General features: G+C 65.1%; 11 protein-coding genes. 3 read left to right on the forward strand and 8 right to left on the reverse strand.

The features are described 5' to 3' along the window. Window positions 1-11 precede the first annotated feature (11 nt). The 3 genes from O3300_RS21315 (at window position 12) to O3300_RS21325 (ending at window position 4,617) form a co-directional block, all read left to right on the forward strand. Window positions 12-1,826 carry a J domain-containing protein gene (locus O3300_RS21315; protein ID WP_305054039.1) on the forward strand — a complete coding sequence of 605 codons (1,815 nt, stop codon included), beginning with the start codon at window positions 12-14 and terminating at the stop codon, window positions 1,824-1,826. A 48-nt stretch (window positions 1,827-1,874) separates the two neighbouring features. Next, a complete protein-coding gene (parC, locus tag O3300_RS21320; RefSeq protein ID WP_099666490.1) occupies window positions 1,875-4,229 on the forward strand; it encodes a DNA topoisomerase IV subunit A in 2,355 nt (784 codons plus the stop codon). A gap of 199 nt (window positions 4,230-4,428) precedes the next feature. Further along, window positions 4,429-4,617: a helix-turn-helix transcriptional regulator gene (locus O3300_RS21325; RefSeq protein WP_305054040.1), complete on the forward strand. Its 189-nt coding sequence runs from the start codon at window positions 4,429-4,431 to the stop codon at window positions 4,615-4,617. Here the strand turns inward: O3300_RS21325 and O3300_RS21330 are convergent. From O3300_RS21330 to rbbA, 8 genes are all read right to left on the reverse strand, one after another. After that, window positions 4,614-4,952, reverse strand: a complete 339-nt coding sequence (locus O3300_RS21330) for a hypothetical protein (RefSeq protein ID WP_305054041.1) — start codon at window positions 4,950-4,952, stop codon at window positions 4,614-4,616. The genes O3300_RS21325 and O3300_RS21330 overlap by 4 nt on opposite strands. A gap of 35 nt (window positions 4,953-4,987) precedes the next feature. After that, a complete protein-coding gene (locus O3300_RS21335; protein ID WP_305054042.1) occupies window positions 4,988-7,297 on the reverse strand; it encodes a M43 family zinc metalloprotease in 2,310 nt (769 codons plus the stop codon). A gap of 165 nt (window positions 7,298-7,462) precedes the next feature. After that, window positions 7,463-7,939 carry a hypothetical protein gene (locus O3300_RS21340; protein WP_099666487.1) on the reverse strand — a complete coding sequence of 159 codons (477 nt, stop codon included), beginning with the start codon at window positions 7,937-7,939 and terminating at the stop codon, window positions 7,463-7,465. 215 nt (window positions 7,940-8,154) lie between these two features. Further along, window positions 8,155-9,372, reverse strand: coding sequence for an acetate/propionate family kinase (locus O3300_RS21345; protein ID WP_099666486.1), 1,218 nt, complete (start codon window positions 9,370-9,372; stop codon window positions 8,155-8,157). After that, on the reverse strand, window positions 9,369-10,784 hold the full coding sequence (locus tag O3300_RS21350) for a bifunctional enoyl-CoA hydratase/phosphate acetyltransferase (protein WP_251350238.1): 1,416 nt from the start codon (window positions 10,782-10,784) through the stop codon (window positions 9,369-9,371). Before O3300_RS21350 ends, O3300_RS21345 begins: the two co-directional genes overlap by 4 nt. A 9-nt stretch (window positions 10,785-10,793) precedes the next feature. Further along, window positions 10,794-13,058 (reverse strand): DUF3141 domain-containing protein, encoded by a 2,265-nt coding sequence (locus O3300_RS21355; protein WP_305054043.1) that lies wholly within the window; start codon window positions 13,056-13,058, stop codon window positions 10,794-10,796. Between the two features lie 47 nt (window positions 13,059-13,105). Then, complete coding sequence (locus tag O3300_RS21360; protein WP_289884783.1) at window positions 13,106-14,230, reverse strand: ABC transporter permease; 1,125 nt, start codon at window positions 14,228-14,230, stop codon at window positions 13,106-13,108. A gap of 1 nt (window position 14,231) precedes the next feature. Then, a complete protein-coding gene (rbbA, locus tag O3300_RS21365) occupies window positions 14,232-16,979 on the reverse strand; it encodes a ribosome-associated ATPase/putative transporter RbbA (protein WP_305054044.1) in 2,748 nt (915 codons plus the stop codon).

The raw sequence follows: 16,979 nt of genomic DNA on the forward strand, positions 1-16,979 counted from the left end.
TGGACGGCGGCATGCACAACGGGCAGCGCAGCCTGTGGGATATCCTGGACACGGAGCCGACGGGCGACGAGCGCGCCCTCAAGCGCGCGTATGCGAAGCGCCTGAAGGTGACGCGTCCCGAAGACGATCCGGCTGCCTTCCAGGAACTGCGCGAAGCATATGAATACGCGCTGCGCCATGCGCACCTGTTTGCCGAGGAATTTCCGGAACCGCCAGCGGCCGAAGCGGCAGCGGCGGAAGCGCCAGAAGCGCCGCCCATGGAACCGGTAGACCTGTGGGGCGTCATCGACGAGGCGGTGCAGGAAGCGCAGGAAGCACCTGCGGAACTGTGGGGCATCATTGCCCAGGAGCCCGCACCGCCGCCGGAGCAATGGGGCGTGGTCGCCATCGACCCGGCGCAGGAAGCGGCCAACCTGTGGCAAGGCTGCCTGGTGCTGACGCGGCATGCGGATGTCGGCGACGTGCTGGCCGGCATGCTGCAGGACGACGCCATGCTGAACCTCGACGTACGCGAGGAATTCGACCTGTGTGCGCTGCGCTATTGCGCCAGCACCGGCTATGACCTGGCGCTGCGCCAGGCCCTGTTCGAGCAGCTGGGCTGGGACCGCGACTTTTCCTACCTGGCGCGCAGCCATGCGGACCTGGTGCGCGGCGCCGTGCAGCGCTACCGGGCAGACCGCTCGTTCGCCCATTTCAGCGACAACCGCGACAGCTACCCCGGCCTGGACTGCATCATGTCGCAGCAGCCGCCCAGCGCCTACGCGCGCCAGCTGTTCGACCAAAAATTCACGCTGCAGCTGCGCGAACTGCTGCACGCGATACGCTGGCAGCACAGCGAGATGCTGGCCTGCAAGCTCGATACAGACCTGTTCGAGCAGTGGGAACACGCCGTCCATGCCAAACGCTACTTCAAGCAGACGGCGCTGGCCTCGGGTGGCCTGGGTTTCATGCTGCACTTCATGCTCGCGGGTGTGCTCGATGCGGCAGGCTTCAAGCTCGGCGACACGGCTGCCTATGCCAGCCTGCTGGGCTTCCAGGCGCTCGCCTTTTCCCTGCTGGCCATGCATGCCTTGCGCTGGCCGGTGCCCCTGTTCGCGCACCTGGAAGCGCTGCAGGAAACGCTGCAGGAACGCCTGCCCGTGCTGTGGCAGCGGCCAGGCTTGCGGCAACTGGGCTGGATCGTGCCCTACCTCGTGCTGGCCTTGCTGCTGTTCCTGCCCGAACGCGGCGATACCATGCGCCTCGTCACTGCGGCCGGTTTGTGCGCATCGGCCCTGCTCGCGTATGCGATGAACCGCCAGTTGCTACATGGCATGCTGCTGTTCCTGTGCCTGGGCCTGTCGTTGTTCGCGGCCATGTTCATGAGCGGCAAAGGTCCGGCGACGCTGGCCATCGGCGATGCCATGCCATTGATGTTTTGCCTGGCGGCGCTGGCCCTGCGCAGCGCCACCGGTCTGTATGGCGATTGCGGCTGGCCAGAGGCGCTCTTGCCCCGCCTGCGCGCGGCATGGCTGATCGGCTGCACGGGCTTGCTGCTGCAACTGTACTTGCAACTGCTGCCGGCCGCCTTCGTCGGCTCCGCGCTGTATGTCTGGTCGTGTGCCGGCTTGCTGTTTTCCCCCAGCGATTTCAAATGGAAGACGATCTGGCCGGTGGTACTGGTGCCGTCCATCGCCACTTTCGTGCTGGCCAGCCAAGCCCCGGCCATCCGCGCCATGCCGATGATGCATAACAGCGTCGAACTGGCCCTGGCCGTGCTCTATTTGACCTTGCGCTACATGTATCTGACGTACGGCAAGTCCTTTTCCAAATCCGGGCTGTCATAATCAGCTCCACGAATTCAACCGCAACCACTTAACACCGAAACAAGCGCCATGTCCACACAAACCAATTTATTTGACGATGCCCAGCCTGAGCCGATCGAGCCGGATGAACCGGTATTCGACGGCGAAGCGCTGACCCTGTCCACCTTCGCCGAGCGCGCCTATCTCGACTACGCCATCTCCGTCGTCAAGGGCCGCGCCCTGCCCGACGTGTGCGACGGCCAGAAGCCCGTACAGCGCCGCATCCTGTATGCGATGAATGAGCTGGGCTTGAATTCCACGGCGAAGCCGCGCAAATCGGCGGCCGTGGTCGGCGACGTGCTGGGTAAACTGCATCCGCATGGCGACCAGTCCGTGTACGACGCGCTGGTGCGCATGGCGCAGGATTTCTCGCTGCGCTACCCACTGATCGATGGCCAGGGCAACTTCGGCTCGCGCGACGGCGACGGCGCCGCGGCCATGCGTTACACGGAAGCGCGCCTGACGCCGATCGCCAAGCTGCTGATGGATGAAATCGGCATGGGCACGGTGGATTTCCAGCCCAACTACGACGGTTCGACAGAAGAACCGAAGCTGCTGCCGGCGCGCCTGCCGATGGTGCTGCTGAACGGCGCCTCCGGCATCGCCGTGGGCCTGGCGACGGAAATCCCGTCGCACAACCTGGCGGAAGTGGCCAAGGCGGCTGTCGCCATGATCCGCGATCCGAAGATCACGCACGCCGAACTGATGGCCATCATTCCCGGTCCGGACTTCCCCGGCGGCGGCCAGATCATCACGCCGCCATCGCAAATCCAGGACATGTACGCGAGCGGCCGTGGCAGCATGAAGGTGCGCGCGCGCTGGAAGATCGAAGAGCTGGCGCGCGGCCAGTGGCAAGCCGTCGTGACGGAACTGCCGCCCGGTACCTCGTCGCAAAAGGTGCTGGAAGAAATCGAGGAACTGACGAATCCAAAGATCAAGCTGGGCAAGAAGGCGCTGTCGCCGGACCAGGTGGCCCTGAAGGCGCTGATCCTCAATTCGCTCGACACCATCCGCGACGAATCGGGCCGCGCCGCGCCCGTGCGCCTCGTGTTCGAACCGAAATCGAAGAACCAGGACCAGACGGAGTTCATGCTGATGCTGCTGGCGCATACGTCGCTGGAATCGTCGACCTCGATCAACCTGGTGATGATCGGCGGCGATGGCCGTCCGCGCCAGAAAGGCCTGGGCGACATCCTGCGCGAGTGGATCGATTTCCGCTTCGAGACCGTCACGCGCCGCACCGGCTACAAACTGGGCAAGGTCAAGGACCGCATCCATATCCTGGAAGGGCGCGAAGCGATCCTGCTCAATATCGACAAGGTGATCCAGATCATCCGCAATTCGGATGAGCCGAAGGCGGCCCTGATCGACGCGTTCAAACTGTCCGAACGCCAAGCTGACGATATCCTGGAAATCCGCCTGCGCCAGCTGGCGCGCCTGGAAACGATCAAGATCCAGCAGGAACTGGCCGAGCTGCGCAAGGAAGAAAAATCGCTGCAAGACCTGCTCGACAACCCGGGATCGATGAAGCGCGCCATCATCCGCGAAATCGAAGCGGACGCCAAGCAGTTCGGCGACGCGCGCCGCACCCTGATCGAGGAAGCGCAGAAAGCCGTGGCCGAACAGAAGGTGGTCGATGAACCCGTCACCGTCATCATTTCGGAGAAAGGCTGGGTGCGCGCGCGCACCGGTATCGGCCACGATGCGGCGCAATTCACGTTCAAGGCCGGCGACAGCCTGCATGGCGCCTTCGAGTGCCGCACGGTCGATACCCTGCTGGGCTTTGGCAACAACGGCAAGATTTACTCGGTCCCCGTCTCGGCGCTGCCCAACGCGCGCGGCGACGGCGTACCGATCACGACCTTGTGCGACCTGAGCGGCGGCACGCCCGGCAACGCCGTGCGCATCCTCCATTACTTTGCGGGCAATGGCGCCACCAGCTTGCTGCTGGCGTCGAGCGCCGGCTACGGCTTCATCGCCAAGGCGGGCGACATGACGAGCCGTCTGAAAGGCGGCAAGGCCTTCATCACCCTGGACGACGGTGACGTGCCTCTGGCGCCCAAAGTCATTCCCGAGGCAGCCAGTGCCCTGGCCTGCCTGACGGAAGGCGCGCGCCTGCTGGTGTTCGGCCTCGATGAAATGAAAACCCTGTCCAAGGGCGGCACGGGCGTCAAGCTGATCGACCTCGATGCCAAGGACAAGCTGCTGGCCGTGCAGCCGATCACCCAGCGCGGCGTGGTGGTCTCGGGCATCGGCCGGGCCTCGAAACCGCAGGATGCGTCGCTGGGCGCCACGGCCCTGGCCGAACACTTCGGCAAGCGCGCGAAGAAGGGCAAGGCGCTGGCGGCCAAGCTGAAACCGGTATCCATGGCGGCCATCGGCTGACCGCCATCAAGTTATATGAAAAGACAGGTTCGCCTGTCTTTTTTTTGCCCGTCACCGCGTCGCTGCAGCAGGGAAAAGCGTTGCACAGATAATTTGACAGATCCGCCCCGCGTTCCCGTTATCCCTGCAGGCATGCCCCCGGCATGCCGCACACGGAGAGGAGAACAAGGATGACAAACAACGTTTCAGGCAGGCGGCCATGCAGCGCCTGACCCCGGCCGAACGGCTGGTGGCGGCGCTGGCGGCCGAAGGCTTGCCCTATAAAAGCATCGCCAGGGAACTGGGCAAGTCGCCGGCCACCGTGCGCAACCAGTTGCATGCGATTTACCAGAAATTGGGCGTGGGCAACCGCACGGCGCTCGCCTGCAAACTGCGCGGCACGCCTTAACGCCGCGACAGGCGCAGCACGTCGGGCGTCGCTTCAACGATGTCGATCACCTCCTGCGCCCCGCCAGCATCGCCGAGCGCATAGCGGCCCATGCCCAGGGGCCGCAACCGGGTCACGGGGCCGGCACGGGGCCGGTCATCGGGGCCGGGCGCCATCGACGTCAAGGTCGCCTCCCCTGGCGCCATGGCACCGGCGGGCGCGCCGAACTCGAGCACCTTGCGCCCCTGGCGGCTGGGCGGAAAGGCGAACGTGGCCGTAGGCCGGTACACCTCGATACCGTCTGCATCCTCCTCGAAGGAATGCGTCCAGCTACCGCTGGGCAAAGCCATCGTCATGCCGTGCATGCCGCCTCCCGTTTAACACATGAACGTCAGAAACACGATACCACGCCGCCCAGACTTTCATAGCCGCTCACGGAGGGCGACCAGGCCGTGCCGTTCCACGCCTTGTGGAACAGGGCGCCATTCGTGCCCGTGACGAATACGTCGAGGCGGTTCGCCGCCCAGGCCGTGGCGCGCGGACGCGAGGTGCAGATGCCGCCCAGGTTTTCAAATCCCGTCAGCGACGGACTCCAGGCGCTGCCGTTCCATGCCTTGTGGTACAGGGCGCTGTCCGTGCCGATGACGAAGACATCGAGCCGGTTCGGCGCCCACGACACGGCTTCCACTTCGCCCACGCAAATGCCGCCCAGGCGCTCGAAGCCATCGTTGGAAGGCCCCCATTTCGCGCCATCCCACCACTTGTGGTACAGCGCGCCATCGGTGCCCGTGACGAACACGTCGAGGCGGTTTGGCCCCCACACCACCGCCTTCGGCGACGAGGTGCAGATGCCGCCCAGGCGTTCATAGCCCGTCAGCGACGGTCCCCAGGCCGTGCCGTTCCACCACTTGTGGTACAGGGCCCGGTCCGTGCCGATGACGAAGACATCGAGGCGGTTCGGCCCCCACGCCACAGCTTCCGGCTGCCCCAGACAGATGCCGCCCATGGCTTCGTAACCCGTCAGCGACGGCCCCCAGGCGGCGCCATTCCACCACTTGTGATACAGGCCCCGGTCCGTGCCGACGACAAACACGTCGAGGCGGTTCGGCCCCCAGGCCACGGCGCGCGGGTCGCCCACGCACAAGCCGCCCATGGCTTCATAGCCGGTCAGGGACGGTCCCCAGGCCGTACCGTTCCACCATTTGTGGAACAAACCGCTGTCGGTGCCCGTGACGAACACGTCGAGCCGGTTCGGCGCCCACGACACCACCTGCGGCGCACTGGTACAGATGCCGCCCTGCCCTTCATAGCCGGTGACGGACGGCGCCCAGGTCGAGCCATTCCAGGCCTTGTGGTACAGCGCGCGATCCGTGCCCAGCACGAAGACGTCGAGGCGGTTCGCGCCCCAGGCCACGACGGGAGAGGAACTCTGGCGCGGCGTGGCGCCTGCCCCCGTGCCTCCTGTGCCGATACTGGCGCGCGGACCATCGAGACAGGCCTGCATGCGCGCCACCTGGCCCGCCGTGAACATGAACATGGCGGGATCGTCGACGTAATCCATGTAGTTCATGAACATGTCGCCATTCGGCCCGTTGCTGCAGGAAACGTGGGGAAACGAAGGCTGGCCCGTATTCGGCCCGCCCTGGTTGGGCGTGTCGGCCACGTTGTCCGTGCCCGAGCAGCCGGTGCCGTCGTCGCCCCAGATATGGTTCAGGTTCAGCCAGTGGCCGATTTCATGCGTGGCCGTGCGTCCCAGGTGGAACGGCGGCGCCGCCGTGCCGCTCGTGCCAAACGCCGATTGCAGGATCACCACGCCGTCGGTGGCGGCCGGGCCGCCGGGGAACTGGGCGTAGCCCAGCAAGCCGCCACCGAGCTGGCACACCCAGATATTCAGGTAGCTGTCGGCCGGCCAGGCATCCATGCCGCCCGTCGCCTGCGACTTGACGGCATCGTCCGCGCCAAACGAGGCGACCGTCGTCTGGCGCCGCTCGATGCCGCTGGTGGCCGCACCATGCGGATCGGTCGTGGCCAGCGCAAACTCGACGCGCGCATCGGCCGTCAGGGGCAAAAATGGCGCCGGCGTGCTGTTCACATCCGGGTTGACGCGTCGGAAGTCGCGATTGAGGACATCGATCTGGCTGGCGATCTGCGCATCCGAAATATTCTGCGCGGCCGTATTCCACACCACGTGCACCACCACCGGTATCTGCGTCACACCGGAACGTCCGGCAATGCTGCTGTCGCCCTCGTAAAGTCCGGCCAGGTTTTCTATATCGGCGCGCACGTTCGCATAGGATGGATCTTCGGTCAGCAGGCGACGATGCACGTCCATCGTGGCGCAGGTGCGCGTCTGCGGCGTACCGCCACCCTGCCCCCCATCGCCGCCGTTGCCACCGCCACCATCGCCGCCCATGCCGCCGCCACCGATCTGCATGCAGCTGGTGCCCGCCATGCCTTGCGGCGCCTGCTGCATGCCGCCGCCCGGCATGGCGCCGGCATCCACGGCGGTCGCCCCCTGGGCGAGCGCCGTCTGGTCGGCATACGACACGCCCAGGCGCGGCCCCGGCATAGCGTCGCCGCCCGTCGCATCAGCATCGGCCTGCATGTCGCCCTCGACCGGCATCGCCTGCATGGAAGACATGGCGGACATGCCTTCAGCCGAACCGGTGGCCGGTGTTTTTTTCGTTTTAGCGGTGCTCATGATGTCTCCCTTCGTCTGTTTGCCAGATCACTATGGCACGGCGAAAAGAGGAGCATTTGCGGCAGATCAAGACTGGCAAGCGACGCCAGGGAAAAGTGGCGGACGAAAAAAAAGACAGCCGAAGCTGTCTTTGGGGTTTACGGGCCGTGGCCCGCAAACGGGGAATTACTTGGCGGCTGCTGCCTTGACTTCAGCGTCGGCCTTGGCCTTGGCTTCTTCCGTCTTGGTGGCGGCCAGGGCCTTGTCGGCGTTCGCTTCCACTTTTTCCTTGGCGACCTTGGCGTTCGCTTTCACGGCCGTCTTGGTGGCTTTCGCATCGGCCTTGGCATCGGTTTTATCCGCCTTGGCTTCCGCTTTCAGCTTGTCTTCCGCATCAGCATTGACGACTTTGTCGTGTGCCTTGGCCTTGGTTTTGTTGGCCTTGTGGTGGGCGTCGGCTTTCTTGTCGTCGGCCTTCATTTCCGCCTTGGCGACATTCGCGTCAGCCTTGGCATCGACTTTGGCTTCCGAAGCAACAGCCTTGTTGACGTCTTTTTGCGCGGAAGCCTGGGCTTTCACAACGGCTTCCGTGGCCGGTGCGGTTTGCGCGAAGGCGGCGGTGGCAAACAGGGTAGCGATCAGTGCGGCGAGTAATTTGTTCATGATGAGACCTTTCAATATGGTTTAATTTTATTCTTACTAAAGGCGGGCAAAATGTTCAAAATTTGCCAGGCATCGCGCTGTTTCTTGATGTAGCGCAATGGCATGACTTCATAGTAAAGATAACTGGCAAACCACACAGTGCGTTAGCGCACTCAACGGGAAATATGTGCATTTCGGCAAACTTCCCATCGAGCGCGGCCGTACGCTGCAGGATCTCACACGCTGACGGCCAGGGCCGCGTGGCGCGCCGCCACCCACTCCTCGTTGGCCGGTTCCACGCCCACCACGATGCGGCTGGCATCGCTGGAAATGCGGCTGGCATTGCGCGCATTCGCCTGCGCATCGAGCACGGGGCCAATAAAGCCCAGCTCGGCGCAGATGCGCTGGCGCAGCTCGGCGCTGTGCTCGCCGATACCGGCCGTAAACACCAGCATGTCCAGCCCGCCCAGCACGGCCGTCAGGGCGCCGATCTCGCGCACGATGCGGCGGATGTATAAAGCCAGCGCGGCGCGGATGCGCTCGCCAGTGGCATCCTGGCGGTCCTGCTGCGCCAGCAAGACCGGCGGATCGGCCGACACGCCCGACACGCCCAGCAAGCCCGATTCGTGGTACAGCACGTGCGCTACCTTTTCCAGCGACAGTTTTTCGATTTCCATCAGGTAGATGACGGCGCCCGGATCGAGCGAGCCGCAGCGCGTGCCCATCATCAGGCCGTCCAAGGCGGAAAAGCCCATGGTGGTGGCCACGCTGTGCAAATTCTCCATGGCGCACAGGCTGGCGCCGCTGCCCAGGTGGGCCACGATGACCTTGCCACGCGCGACAGCACCGAAGCGCTGCTCCAGCACCAGCGACTGGTATTCGTACGACAGTCCGTGGAAGCCGTAGCGGCGCAAGCCCCGCTCCCACGCATCGTACGGCAGTGCCAGCATCTGCTCGACCTGCGGCACCGTGTGGTGGAAGGCCGTGTCGAAGCACGCCACCTGGGCGATGTCGGGCCGCGATTCCAGCAGCACCTCGATTGCCTCCAGCGCGAACGGCTGGTGCAGGGGCGCGAGCGGGACGAAACTTTTCAGGTCGGCCAATACGGTGAAATCGATGCGCACGGGGGCGAAATACTTGCTGCCGCCATGCACCACCCGATGCGCCACGGCGCGCAGCGGACGCCCGGCCAGCTGCGCCACCACTTGCGCGCGGATGTATTCGAGGGCCGCGTGATGCGGCTGCTCCGGGTCCAGCTGCAAGGCGACTGCCGGCAGTCCGCCGGCACGGTAAGTGGCATTTTCGCGGCCGATGCCTTCGACCTTGCCGCTCCATTGCGCCTGCTGCGGCAGCACGCCGCCCGCTTGCTCGAACAAGGCGAACTTGATGCTCGACGAGCCGCAATTGAGCACCAGGATCAGGGTGCCGTCGGCATGGGTGATTGGCGCGTTCATGGCGGCGTGCTCCGGTAATGGTTGGCCAGCATCACGGCGATGGCGCATGAGGCGATGCGGCTGGCGCGCGAGTCGGCGCGACTGGTCAGGATGACGGGAATTTTCGCGCCCAGCACGATGCCGGCGCTGTCCGCGTCGCCCATGTATTCGAGCTGCTTGGCCAGCATGTTGCCGCTTTCCAGGTCGGGCACCAGCAAGATATCGGCGCGGCCCGCCACCTCGGAGACGATGCCCTTGACGGTGGCGGCGGCGATCGAGACGGCGTTGTCAAAAGCCAGCGGGCCATCGAGGATCGCGCCCGTGATTTGCCCGCGGTCGGCCATCTTGCACAGGGCGGCCGCGTCCAGGGTGGCGGGCATGTCCGCGTTCACCGTTTCCACGGCGGCCAGGATGGCCACGCGCGGCCTGGCCACGCCGATCACGTGCGCCAGGTCGATGGCGTTGCGCACGATGTCGGCCTTCATGGCCAGGTTCGGCGCGATATTGATGGCCGCGTCCGTGATGATGAAGGGACGCGGATACGCAGGCGTCTGCATCAGGAAGCAGTGGCTAATGCGGCGCTTGGTGCGCAGGCCGGCGCTGGCCGACAGCACGGCCGACATCAGTTCATCCGTGTGCAGGCTGCCCTTCATCAAGGCTTCCACTTCGCCCTTGCCCGCCAGTTCGGCGCCGCGCGCAGCTGCCGCATGGCTATGCTCGACGTCCTCGATGGCGATGCCGGCCAGGCTCAGGCCAGCTTCCAGCGCCACCGCCTCCAGGCGCGCGCGCGGCGCCACCAGCACGGGCGTGATCAGGCCGGCCGCATGCGCGTCGAGCGCGCCGGACAGGCTCAGTTCATCGCAAGGGTGGATCACGGCCACCTTGATCGGACCCAGGGTGCGCGCGTGTTCCAGCAGGCGCCGCGTGCCGTCGCCGTTATGCAGGCGTACCTCGGGCAGGGTGGCGCGCTGGCGTTCGATCTGCTCGGCGGGCGCGATCACCTGCGCCTCGCCGTCGAGCACCACGGCGCCGTGCTGGTTGACGCAGCGGCACGCCAGGGTCACGTGGCGGCTGCGCGGCTCGAGGGCCGTGACGGTGACGCTGATGGCCAGCGTATCACCCACGCGTACGGGCTGCAAAAAGCGCAGGGTCTGGCCCGTGTAGACGGTGCCGGCGCCGGGCAGGCGCGTGCCCAGCACGGCGGAAATGAGGGCCGCGCCCCACATGCCGTGGGCGATCACGCCCTGGTAGCGGCTGGCGGCGGCAAATTCGGCATCGAGGTGCTGCGGGTTGTCATCGCCCGACATCACCGCGAACAGGGCGATATCGTCCATGCTCAGGGTGCGCGTGATGCTGGCGCTGTCGCCGATGGCGATCTGGTCGAAGGTGCGGTTACGTACGATATTCAAGTCATCGTCTTGGGTAGTAGTCATCGTGGTCTTCTATACAGGGGTAATGTGTTTGGCCGGCTTGGCTTTTGACCCGGCAGGGGATGAGCCCGCGTCCGACGGCAACGCCTTCGCTTGCGCCTTGATCGCGCGCTCGAAGACGTCCAGCATCTGCTGCAGGCTCGCTTCCTCGTCCGGCGTCGGCGCTTCGGGCACTTGCAGCACTTGCTGCAACCATTCGGACAGCGCGCCGATGTCGTCCGGGCTGGCGCGCGACAGCAGAATCGGCAAGGCGGCGATGGCGGCATCGAAATCATGCAGCATCAAGCGCGCCTGCTGGCGCACGATGCCGCGGAATTCCTCCATGTTGACATCCTGCCGGTACTGCGGCTTGATCAATTTCAGGGCCAGGTTGACCCTGCGCTCGTCGGCGATCATGCGGAAGCGGTAGATGTAGAACAGCGCGCGCACGGCCGCTTCCACCAGGCCGCCCCGCTGCATGTCCTCGTCCATCTTGCGCGTTTCGCAACGCACGTATTCGCAATGCTCGGGCGAGATACCGGGATGGGGGCGCGGCGGCGTCGTGTCGCCGATGGCTTGTCCCGTCAGCGCCTGCACCAGGGGCGAGCCGTACACCAGGTCGAAGGTGGTTTCCTGCAGCGTATCGCGCCAGTCGCGCCAGCCGTTCAAGCCGGCCGTGATGGCGCCGGAGATGGCCTCCTGCATGGCCAACAGCGGGTTGTCGGGCGCCACCGGCTGGCGATGGGCGCGTACTTTTTCCGCCTCCTTGGCCACCAGCCTGGCCAGCGGATTATGGTCCGTCCAGCGTTCGTAAGACACGCGCAGCGGATGCGCGAGCTGCAGGAAGCGCGCCGACTGCGGCGTGACCATGGCGCGGATCCACGGCTGCGCAAACGTGCGGTACAAGGCCAGGTTCACTTCGGACACGCGCGCGGCGGCGGCGAACTTGCGGTCGTTTTCCACGCTTGGCTGCACGATGGCGCGCACATCCTCGATGCCGCGGTGCTCGACCTGCAGCACATAGTCGCCGCTGGCCAGGTCCGCGTTCGGCGTGTCGGGCGTCTTGTCGACGATCCTCGCTTCGTAGATACCGGCCGGCAGCAGGTTGATCAGGTCGATATTGCTGGCGAATTTCTGGTGTTCCTTGTGCCCCACCTTGGCCGAGACGAAGATGCCCAGGTGGCCGATGCTGTCATGCACGGCATACACGATGGTCTGGTCGTGCAGCAGCACATCCTTGTCATCGCGGTACAGGTCCGTGATCCAGCCCAGCGCCTGCGGCGGTGGCGTGATGTTGTCGCCGTTCGAGCAAAAGACGACGATGGGCGAACGGATATTGCGCAAGTCCAGGCGCACGCCATCGGACGTGATCAACTCCGCCGTAGCCAGGCGGTTGCCGATGAACAGATTGTCGACGATGTACTGCATCTCGACGTCGTTCAGGAAGACGTGGCCGCCCCAGTATTTTTCAAATTCCAGGTAACGGGGCGCTTCCGTGTCGATGTTTGCATACAGGTTGTACTGCTTGCTCCACAGGGTGTTGGCCGGGTTCAGCTTCTCGAAATTCTGCACCAGGCTGGCGCCGTCGAAACGGCCGTTGCCCAGGTCGCCCGCCAGGGCCGTGGCCCAGCTGCCGCCCATCAGCCCACCGGCGTAGCGCATCGGATTGCGGCCATGCCAGCCGGCCCAGTACGACACGGGCGCGCCGGCCACGATGATGGGACCGAACAATTCCGGGCGCATGGCCGCCGTCATGAGGATTTGCCAGCCCGCCTGGCAATTGCCGATGACGACGGGCTTGCCCTCGCTGAGCGGATGCAGGGCGATGACTTTTTCCAGGAAGGCCGCCTCGGCGTGCATCACGTCTTCCACCGTCTGTCCCGGCACGGGATCGGGCAGGAAGCCGATGAAGTAGCACGGGTGGCCGGCGCGCAGGGCCACGCCGATTTCGCTTTCCGCCTTGAAGCCGCCGATGCCGGGACCGTGTCCCGCGCGCGGGTCGACGACGACGAAGGGCCGCTTCGACGGATCAGGTTCGGGCGCATCGGGCGTCAATATGCGCGCCAGGCCGTAGTTGACGGGACGCGCCAGTTCCAGGCCAGACATCACCAGTTCGGCGGGGAAGTCCAGCACGTTCGGCACTTCCTCGGCCATGTGCTCCTGGTACTGGTTGCCGCGCCGGCGCATCACGTCCGCGTACAACACGATGCGCTGCCACGAGTCGCGTGCATAGTCGCCCAGCACGCCCAGCGACGGCAAGCCGCCGGTGGAGAAAAATGGTGCAGCTTCGATCTTCATGGCTATCCTTTTCATGCAAAAAACGCCGGACCATTCCGGCGCGGGGGCTACGCCATCTGGCTGATGGTCTTGCGAAAGCGCGCCAGCGCGAAGGTAAACAGGGCCGTGCCGATGGCCAGCAGGGCCAGGAACGGCTTCCACACCACGTCGATGCCGGCGCCCCGGTACAAAATTGCCTGGCTCAATTCGACGAAATGCGTGGTTGGGGCGATCAGCATGATGTTTTGCACCAGTTCGGGCATGCTTTCGCGCGGCGTGCTGCCGCCCGACAGCATCTGCAGCGGCAGCAGCACGAGGATCAGCAGCATGCCAAACTGCGGCATGCTGCGCGCCACGGTGGCGAGGAAAATACCCATCGACGTGGTGGCAAACAGGTGCAGCGCCGCGCCGCACAGGAACAGCGCGATCGAGCCTTCGATGGGCACATGCAGCATGCCGCGCACCACCAGGTTCAGCGACAGGGCGGCGGCCAGCAGCACCACCAGGCCCATCGACCAGACCTTGCCCAGCATGATTTCGGCCGGCGTCACGGGCATCACCAGCAGATGCTCGATGGTGCCGTGTTCGCGTTCGCGGATCAGGGCCGCGCCCGTGAGGATGATCGACAGCATCGTCACCTGGTTGATGATTTCCATCAGCGAGCCAAACCACGCCTGGCTCAACGAAGGATTGAAGCGCGCGCGCATCACCAGTTCCACCGGCGAGACCGTCGCGCCCCGATAGCGTTTGGCGAATTCGGCCACTTCGCCGGCGACAATCTGCTGGATATAGCCGCTGCCGCTGAAGGCCTGGCTCATGCGCGTCGCATCCACGTTCAGCTGCAGCTCCGCCTGGCGCCCGCCCAGCACGTCGGCCTGCAGCTTGGGCGGTATCGTCAGCACGAAGGTGTACTGGCCCGCGTCCAGGCCCGCATCGACCTGGCTCTGGTTGATCATGGCCGGCGGCGTGAACTGGGGCGGAAAGAAGGCCGAGGCGATGCGCCCGGACAGGGGCGAGCCATCCTCGTCGACGATGGCGATCGAGGCCATGTGCAGGGTTTCCGGCTTGGCCGTGGCGGCCACGTAGATGGCCAACGTAAACGTGTAGAGGATCAGGATCAGCATCATGGGATCGCGGATCAGGCTCCAGATTTCCTTCACGCCCAGGCGGTAGATATTTTCAAGATGCCGCATATCAGCTCTCCTGTTTCTTCAGCAGCGCCACCGTCACACCGAGGATCACGGGAATGGCCACGATCAGGGGCCAGAACGAGGCATGCAGGTCACCAAAGCCCAGCGCCTTGTTGAACACCCCCCGGCTGATATTGAGCATGTGCGTGGCCGGGTACATCAGGCCGATGGCCTTGCCCACGCCTTCCATCGACGAGACGGGATTGAGCAGGCCTGAAAACTGGATGGCCGGGATCATGGTGCCGATCATGGTCACGAACAGGGCCGCGATCTGGCTGCGCGTAAACGTCGACGCGAACAAGCCGATGCCGGTGGCGCAGATATTGAAGATGAAGGTGGCGCCGATCAGGGTCGGCAGGCTACCCTTGATCGGCACGCCGAAGGCCGTCACCGCCAGCAGCGCCATGAGGATGAAATTGAGCATGGCCAGCAGCACGTACGGCACCTGCTTGCCGAGCAAAAATTCCAGGCGCGTGACGGGCGTCACGTACAGATTGATGATGGAACCCAGCTCCTTTTCGCGCACCACGGACAGCGCCGCCAGCATGGCCGGCAGCATCAGCAGCAGCAGGGGAATCACGGCCGGCACCATGGCCGGCAGGCTTTTCACGTCCGGGTTGTAGCGGTAGCGCGTCTGGATGGCGACGGGGTTGTTCATCGTGATGCCATAGCGGTGCAAGGCCTGGTCGGCCAGCCACAGCTGATGCATGCCCTGTACATAGCCCTGCACGGTTTCGGCGCGCATCGGCATGGCGCCATCGATCCACGCGCCCACCTGGGCCAGTGCGCCGCGCTGCACGTCGCGCGCGAAGCCGGGCGGGATCTCGATGGCCAGCGACAGTTCGCCGCTGCGCATGCGCTTGTCGATATCGGCATAGTCGCGCAAGGGCGGTCGCTCGATGAAGTAGCGCGAGCCGGCCAGGTTGTTCGTGTAATTCTGGCTCAAAGTCGTCTGGTCGTGGTCAAGTACCGCATAACTGAGGTCTTCGACGTCCAGGCTGATGCCGAAGCCGATGACGAACAGCAGCAGCACGGAGCCGCCCAGCGCCAGCGTCAGGCGCACGGGATCGCGGCGCAGTTCCAGGGTTTCGCGCCACATGTAGCTGAGCATGCGTCCCAGGCTGAAACGGCTGCGCCGGTGCTGCGGCGCTGGTGCCTGCACTGCCGCTTCCTGCGCGGGCGCCGGCGTTTCCTGCACTGCCGCGGGCGCCGTGCCGCCGCCCGCCTCTTCCAGGTAGGCGATGAAAGCCGCTTCCAGCGACGGTGCACCCTTCTTGCGCACCAGTTCTGCCGGCGCATCGCTGACCAGCACTTTACCCGCGTGCATCAGCGAAATGCGGTCGCAGCGCTCGGCCTCGTTCATGAAGTGGGTGGAAATGAAAATGGTGACGCGGTCGCGCCGCGCCAGCTCGATCATCAGGCGCCAGAAATTGTCGCGCGCGATGGGGTCGACGCCGGACGTCGGCTCGTCGAGGATCAGCATTTCCGGCTTGTGCACCATGGCCACGGCCAGCGACAGCCGCTGGCGTATGCCCAGCGGCAGGCTGTCGGGCAAGTCGTCCATCACTGCGCGCAAGTCGAAGCGCAGCGCCATCTCGTCGATGCGTGCAGCGATTTCAGCTTCCGGGACGTGGAACAGGCGCGCGTGCAGCACCAGGTTCTGGCGCACCGTCAATTCGCTATACAGAGAGAAGGCCTGAGACATGTAGCCGACCCTGCGGCGCGTGTCGATATCGTTGGAATCGACCTCCTTGCCGAACAGCCAGGCCTTGCCTTCCGTCGCCGGCAAGAGGCCCGTGAGCATCTTCATGGTGGTCGACTTGCCGCAGCCGTTCGATCCCAAAAAGCCGAAAATCTCGCCGCGACCGATGCGGAAATTCACATGGTCGACGGCCGTGAAATCGCCGAAGCGCATGGTCAGGTCTTTGGCCTCGATGGCCACGTCCTGCGCACTGGCCGCATCGAGCGGCGTGATGACGACGGGCTGGTGACCGGCGCGCTTGGCGTCGGGCAGCAGCTTGATGAAGGCCGCTTCCAGGTTGCCGCTGTCCGTGCGCGCCAGCAGTTCGGCCGGCGTGCCCGTATCGAGCACCTTGCCGTCGTCCATGGCCACCAGCCAATCGAAGCGCTGCGCCTCGTCCATGTAGGCGGTGGCCACCATCACGCTCATTTGCGGGCGCTGCACGCGGATGCCGGCGATCAGGTCCCAGAACTGGGCCCGCGCCAGCGGATCGACGCCGGTGGTGGGCTCATCGAGAATGAGCAGGTCGGGATCGTGGATCAAGGCGCAGCACAGGCCCAGCTTCTGCTTCATGCCGCCCGACAGCTTGCCCGCCGGGCGCGCCAGGAAGGGCTGCAAGCCCGTGCTGCGGGTCAGCTGGTCGATGCGGCGGCGGCGTTCGGCCGCGTCGTGGCCGAACAGGCGCGCGAAAAACTGCAGGTTTTCCTCGACAGACAAGGTCGGATACAGATTCTTGCCCAAGCCTTGCGGCATGTAGGCGATGCGGGGGCAGACGTCGTCGCGGTGGCGCGCATCGCGCATGTCGCCGCCCAGCGCCATCACGCTGCCCTGCTGCACGGCGCGCGCGCCGGCCACCAACGACAGCAAGCTCGATTTGCCCACGCCATCGGGTCCGATCAAGCCCACCATGCGGCCGGCCGGCACGTCCAGGTCGATGGCGTCGAGCGCCACCGTCTTGCCGTAATGCTGGCTGACGCCCTTGATGCGGACGACAAAGGAGTTCACGTCCAT

This window comes from Janthinobacterium sp. SUN206, from assembly GCF_030587305.1.
Taxonomy (GTDB): Bacteria; Pseudomonadota; Gammaproteobacteria; order Burkholderiales; family Burkholderiaceae_D; genus Janthinobacterium; species Janthinobacterium kumbetense.